4 protein-coding genes and 1 pseudogene are annotated in these 5,438 nt (G+C 70.5%); 4 read left to right on the top strand and 1 reads right to left on the bottom strand.

What is annotated here, in order from left to right:
* From NBZ83_RS29760 to NBZ83_RS34420, 4 genes and pseudogenes are all read left to right on the top strand, one after another.
* A partial coding sequence (locus NBZ83_RS29760) for a serine/threonine-protein kinase (RefSeq protein WP_308203842.1) occupies nucleotides 1–1,827 on the top strand: 1,827 nt, incomplete at its 5' end.
* A 485-nt stretch (nucleotides 1,828–2,312) separates the two neighbouring features.
* Nucleotides 2,313–3,080, top strand: a complete 768-nt coding sequence (locus NBZ83_RS29755) for an MOSC domain-containing protein (RefSeq protein WP_261576279.1) — start codon at nucleotides 2,313–2,315, stop codon at nucleotides 3,078–3,080.
* A 119-nt stretch (nucleotides 3,081–3,199) separates the two neighbouring features.
* Nucleotides 3,200–4,195: an ABC transporter ATP-binding protein gene (locus NBZ83_RS29750; protein WP_261569552.1), complete on the top strand. Its 996-nt coding sequence runs from the start codon at nucleotides 3,200–3,202 to the stop codon at nucleotides 4,193–4,195.
* A 267-nt stretch (nucleotides 4,196–4,462) separates the two neighbouring features.
* Nucleotides 4,463–4,582: pseudogene (locus tag NBZ83_RS34420) on the top strand (IS200/IS605 family transposase); the annotation flags it as partial.
* On the opposite strand, the gene NBZ83_RS29745 reads toward NBZ83_RS34420, so the two are convergent.
* Nucleotides 4,582–5,438: GGDEF domain-containing protein (locus NBZ83_RS29745; protein WP_261576278.1), on the bottom strand; the 857-nt coding region annotated here is incomplete at its 5' end. The pseudogene NBZ83_RS34420 and the gene NBZ83_RS29745 sit on opposite strands and share 1 nt — an antisense overlap.

Below are 5,438 nucleotides of genomic sequence, written 5' to 3'. Positions count from 1 at the left end.
GGGATGGGGGAGGTATGGCGTGGGCACGACCAGTCCGGCCAAGTCCTTGCCTTCAAGCTCCTGCTGCCGGAACTCACCACCGACGAAAGAATAGTCGCCCGGTTCATGCGGGAGCGATCGGTACTCACCCGCATTCAGTCGCCGTTCGTGGTACAGGTCTGGGATCTGGTCGCCGAACACGGTCGGCTGGCCATTGTGATGGATTTCATCGAGGGTTCCGACCTGCGCCAGTATCTGCGTTCCCGGGGAACCCTGTCCCCAGCGGAGGCGGTCGCCCTGACCGTCGACATTCTGACCGGTCTCGGCGTCGCCCACGACCTCGGCATCGTCCACCGCGACCTCAAACCCGCGAACGTCCTGCTCGGCAGCGCCGGCCCGGCGCTGCACCCCAAGGTGACCGATTTCGGCATCGCCGCCGTGATGGACGGCTCCACCGATCTGACCAGCAGCCAGGGTGTCCTCGGCACGCCGACCTACATGGCCCCGGAGATGATCAATGGCGGTGAGGTCGGTCCGCCCGCGGACGTCTACGCCGCCGGCATCATGCTCTACGAGCTGGTCAGCGGGGTCACACCGTTCGCCGGACTTATGCCGCTGGCCGTCATGCGCGCCCACGTCGATCTTCTGCCCGGTCGTCCCCCCGGCCTCGACGACGCGCTGTGGGCCGTCATGTCGGCCATGCTCGCGAAGGATCCAGGGGACCGGCCCGGGGCGGCGGACCTGCGCGGGCTCCAGCCCAGCCTCGCGGACCGACCTGCCCAGCCGCCGCTCACATCGCCGCCGCCCGCCACGGGCCCGGCCGACATTGCTCGTCCGTGGGCTGCGGTTCCGCCACCGGATCCTGCAACGTCGGACCCTGCAACGTCGGACCCTGTGACGTCGGATCCTGGGCTGGTGCCGGGCCGCCCTGACAGCCCGATGGCCACCACCGGCACCGGCAGAACGCACGGCCACCGCTGGCGACGGGTGTCCGTCATAGTCGCCGTCGTGGCGGTGGCCCTCACTCTCGGAGCGACGGCGTTGAAGCTCGAGCTAAGCAACGAGTCGGACCCGGACCCCAGTCAGGAACTGGCGGTCAGTCACCCGGGATCTGCCCGACCGTCGACCACAGCGGCATCCTCGGCTACCGCCGAACCCGGCCCCACAACGCCGGCGGCGTTCCCCACCGGGACCGGGTCGGACCCGGCGGCCGGGCCCGCCGCCGGCAACGCTGCGCCTGGGAGCGCGGCTCCCGCCGCCGGCAATGGCCTGACCGGGCGCGCGGCTCCCGCCGCCGGCGATGCCCTGACCGGGCGCGCGGCTCCTGGCGCAGGCAATGCCCTGACCGGGCGCGCCGGTGGCGCCCTACCGGTCGCACCCAGGTCACAGCCACCGGCCGTGACCTCAGGCAATCCAGCGCCCGCACCGGCACCGGCGGCTGCCCCGGCTCCGTCGGCGAGCAAGACCTGGGTCGACACCGCGACCGGCTTCTGCCTCGACAGCGACGGCGCGAGGATCTACACGCTCGATTGCAACGGTGGCGAATGGCAGCAGTGGATCCGCGACGGGCTCCGGCTCCGCAACGTCCACACCGGCACCTGCCTGGCCAGCAATGCCGGTGGATACACCGCGGACGGCGCCAAACTGCCGGACTCTCTGTACGCGACCGCCTGTGACGGGTCAGCCGCCCAGCAGTGGGAGCTCGCGTCGAGCACCCGTTTCGGGCAGGCCTTCCGCAATGCGGGTACGGGCAAATGCCTGGACAGCAATCAGAGCAGCCCTAATGGAACCGGATATCAGGCGTACACCCTGCCCTGCAGCGGCAATAATTATCAGAACTGGACATAGGCGGAATCCTGCCCCCGCGTCGGAGTTGTGTCCCGGTGGCCGTCGAGGTGGCGCTGCTCGCGCCGTTGACCGCGGCCATGAGCAGCCCTCGGCGTGGAGCCACTGCCGTAGCCGCGAACTCGTCGCCCAGGCCCAGCCCTGGCAGCGGATCGCTGCGGCCGGCCGCCGCAGCCACCCGCGGAGACCGAGTGCTGCGACCCGGGTGGGCACGGGCCGCCCTTTCGTGACCGGCCGGCCGGGTCCGGCCCACCTCGCCGCCCCCTTACGCCCGGTCGGGCCGGCGTGCGGAGTCCCAGCCGGCGGCCCGGTAGAGGGTGACTACCTGGTCGGCGGCTCTGCCGTAGAGAAACCTTCAGATCAAGTTGGACGCACCTTATGGATTGTTAATCGGGACGTTGCGCAGCCGACTCGAACAACTCATGAATGGATTTTGTCCATGATCTGGGCCATATTCTGTGGATTTCGGGTGTCCAGAAGGATGGAGGGTGAGGTTGACGCTCATCGTGAGTGGGCTGGCGATCGCACCGGTCAAGGCTCTAGCCGTACTTTCCCGCACAGAGCTGGCGGTGGGGCCGGACGGGGTCGCCGAGGACCGGCGGCTGTTCCTGATCACCCCTGCCGGGAAGATCGTCACCTTGCGCGACTTTCCGGCGTTGGGTTCGGTCCGACCGGAGCTGGACCTGGCAGCCGGTCGGATCGCACTGGAGTTCCCCGACGGCTCGGTCGTCGAGGGGCCCCTGACACCATCTGATCAGCAGGCCGCTGGGACGTTCCTCGGCAAGCGGCGGGCTGGTCGGGTGGTTCCCGGGCCGCCGGCCGAGGCGCTGTCGGACCACCTGGGGCAGCCGGTGCACCTCGTGCTGGCAGAACGGATCGGCGTCGGCTGGGACGAGGGCCCGGTGACCATGCTCGGCTCCGGTTCCGTGGACCTGGTCGCGGACGCCGCCTCGGCCGGCAGGGACCTGCGCCGCTTCCGGATGACGGTCACCGTCGCCGGGACCACGCCGTTCGAGGAGGACACCTGGGTCGGTCGCCGCGTCGGGATCGGCGAGCTCGTCGTCACGGTCACCGAGCCGCTCGGGCGCTGCGTCGTCATCACCCGCTCACCCGACACCGGCACGCCGGACTGGGACGGCCTGCGCGCGCTGGCCCGCCGGCGCGGTCCGAACGGGATCATCCTGGGCGTCGTCGCCCGGGTCGTGCGGCCCGGGACGGTGCGCCTCGGCGATCAGGTCGCCGTCGACGCTAATTGAAGGTAACCTAACCAAACATTCCGGGGTTTCGGCTGGTCGCCAGGGGTATCCGCGAGGCGCGGGCGCCACCGTCGGCGGCCCGGACCCGGCAACTGCAGCCCGACAACGGGGGAGGACGGGTGGCTTTCGCACCCTGGCGGCGCCACGACCCGGCGGCCCGGTCCGCCCAGCCCTGGCCGGCGCTGGAGGGGGCGGTGGCGGATGGCTCGTCGGTTTCCGACGGCGCCGGTCGCCCGCCGGCCCGGCTGCTCGGCGAGGAACTGACCCTCGCCTACGACCGGCGGATCGTCGCCGAGGGCCTCGCGGTGCGCATCCCCGACGGCGCTTTCACCGTGATCGTGGGTCCCAACGCCTGCGGCAAGTCCACCCTCCTGCGCGCCCTCGCCCGGGTGATGCGCCCGACCGCCGGCACGGTGCGTCTCGACGGCGCGCAGATCGCGTCGTTGCCGTCGAAGGAGATCGCCCGCCGCCTGGGTCTGCTCCCACAGACCGCGATCGCGCCGGACGGCATCACCGTCTTCGACCTCGTCAGCCGGGGCCGGTATCCGCACCAGACGATCTGGCGCCAGTGGTCCACCCGCGACGAACAGGTCGTGCGCGACGCCATGGCGGTCACCGGCGTCACCGATCTCGCGAGCCGGTTCGTCGACGAGCTCTCCGGCGGGCAACGCCAGCGGGTCTGGCTGGCGATGACGCTGGCCCAGGAGACGCCGATCCTCCTGCTCGACGAGCCGACCACCTTCCTCGACATCACCCACCAGTTCGAGGTGCTGGATCTGTGCGCGGACCTGCACGAGAACCACGGCCGCACGTTGGTCGCTGTCCTGCACGACCTCAACCAGGCCTGCCGGTACGCGACGCACCTCGTCGTGATGGCCGCCGGCCGCATCGTCGCCGAGGGCCCACCCGCCGAGATCGTCACCGCGGAGCTGGTCGAGGAGACCTTCGGCCTCGCCTGCCGAGTGATCCCGGACCCCGAGACGGCCACCCCGATGATCATCCCGGCCGCCCGGCGCCGGAAGCCGTCGCTGTCGCCGGACAACGGGATCGCCCCCGCCCAGCCGGTGGGCGAGGAACCCGAAGCGGTCGTGGTCGCCGTGGCTCCCGCCGGGTAGCCGGGACCGTCGTGGTGGTCGTGGAATATCACCCTCGGGTCAGGTGTCGAGTCGCTGATTTCCGGTCGAGGCGTGAAGGCTGAAGGGTTACAGATTTCCTTCCTTTTGGTCAGCCATGGGAAGGCGGGCCTCGATGAGGAAAAACTCGTCGATCCTGCGGACGACCTCGGTGAACTGATCGAGATTGGCGGGTTTGGTGACGAAGGCATTGGCCTGCAGGTCGTAACAGGCGGCGACATCCTCCGCGCCGAGTGCGCCGAGTGCGCCGAGTTCCCGTACCCGCGGTCCCGGATGCCCATCTTGTGGTCCTGGTCGTGCTTCGTTGCCACCGTCGGTGCTGTGTCTGCTGGGACTGTGCGACGGTGGATCGACGCGCAGAACAAGCGTCAGAGCCTGCGGTGCAGGAGTGTCGACACCGCGGCGACCTGCAGCGTGGTCAGGTCGTTCGCGTTCGGGGCGTGCCGCGGCGTGTCGGCATGGCCGAGTTGGTCCATCAGCCCGGTGCGCATGGTCCGGTCGTAGGCGACGCGCTGTCCCGGGCCGGCTCGTTTCGCGGCGTACATCGCGATGTCGGCGGCGTGCAGCAGTTGCTCCCCGTCGCGTAGCAGGGAGCCGGACAGGGCGAGGCCGATGCTGCCGGTGAGGACGATCGAGCGTTCGCGTAGCCGGCTCGGTATCGCCAGTGCCGCGAGTACCCGGTCGGCGATCGCCGCCAGATCCACGATGCTGGTGACGTCCTCGCACAGGACGGCGAACTCGTCGCCGGAGAGCCGGCCGACCACGTCACCGGGTCGTACCGCCTGGACCAGCCGGGCGGCGGCGGTCCGCAGCACCTCGTCGCCGCTGCGGTGCCCGTGGGTGTCGTTGACCGCTTTGAACCCGTCGAGGTCGACGAAGAGAACCCCGATCTGCCGGTCGTTGTGCTGGGCGCGGTGCAGCGCCCGGTCGAGGTGATCGAGGAGCGCGGTGCGGTTCGGCAGCCCGGTGAGACCGTCGTGCAGGGAGCGGTGGCGGATCTCGCTCTCCATCCGGAAGCGGATGGCCGCCGAGCCGAGCACCGCGGCGACGGAGTGGAGGAACCGGGTGTCCTGGTCGGTGAACAGCGCTGCGCCTGGCGGCCGGTGGACCTCGACCATCGCGAGGATCCGGTCGGCTCGCCCGACGGGGACCGTCAGAAGGCCCGCGTCCTCGACGTCGTCGACGTCCTCGACGTGCGGCGGGTCGGTGGGGAGCGGGGGTGCTG

Origin of the sequence: Frankia gtarii (assembly GCF_025403375.1) — a bacterium.
In the GTDB taxonomy this organism is placed as follows: Bacteria; Actinomycetota; Actinomycetes; order Frankiales; family Frankiaceae; genus Frankia; species Frankia gtarii.
This window is presented reverse-complemented; position numbering and strand designations above follow the sequence as displayed.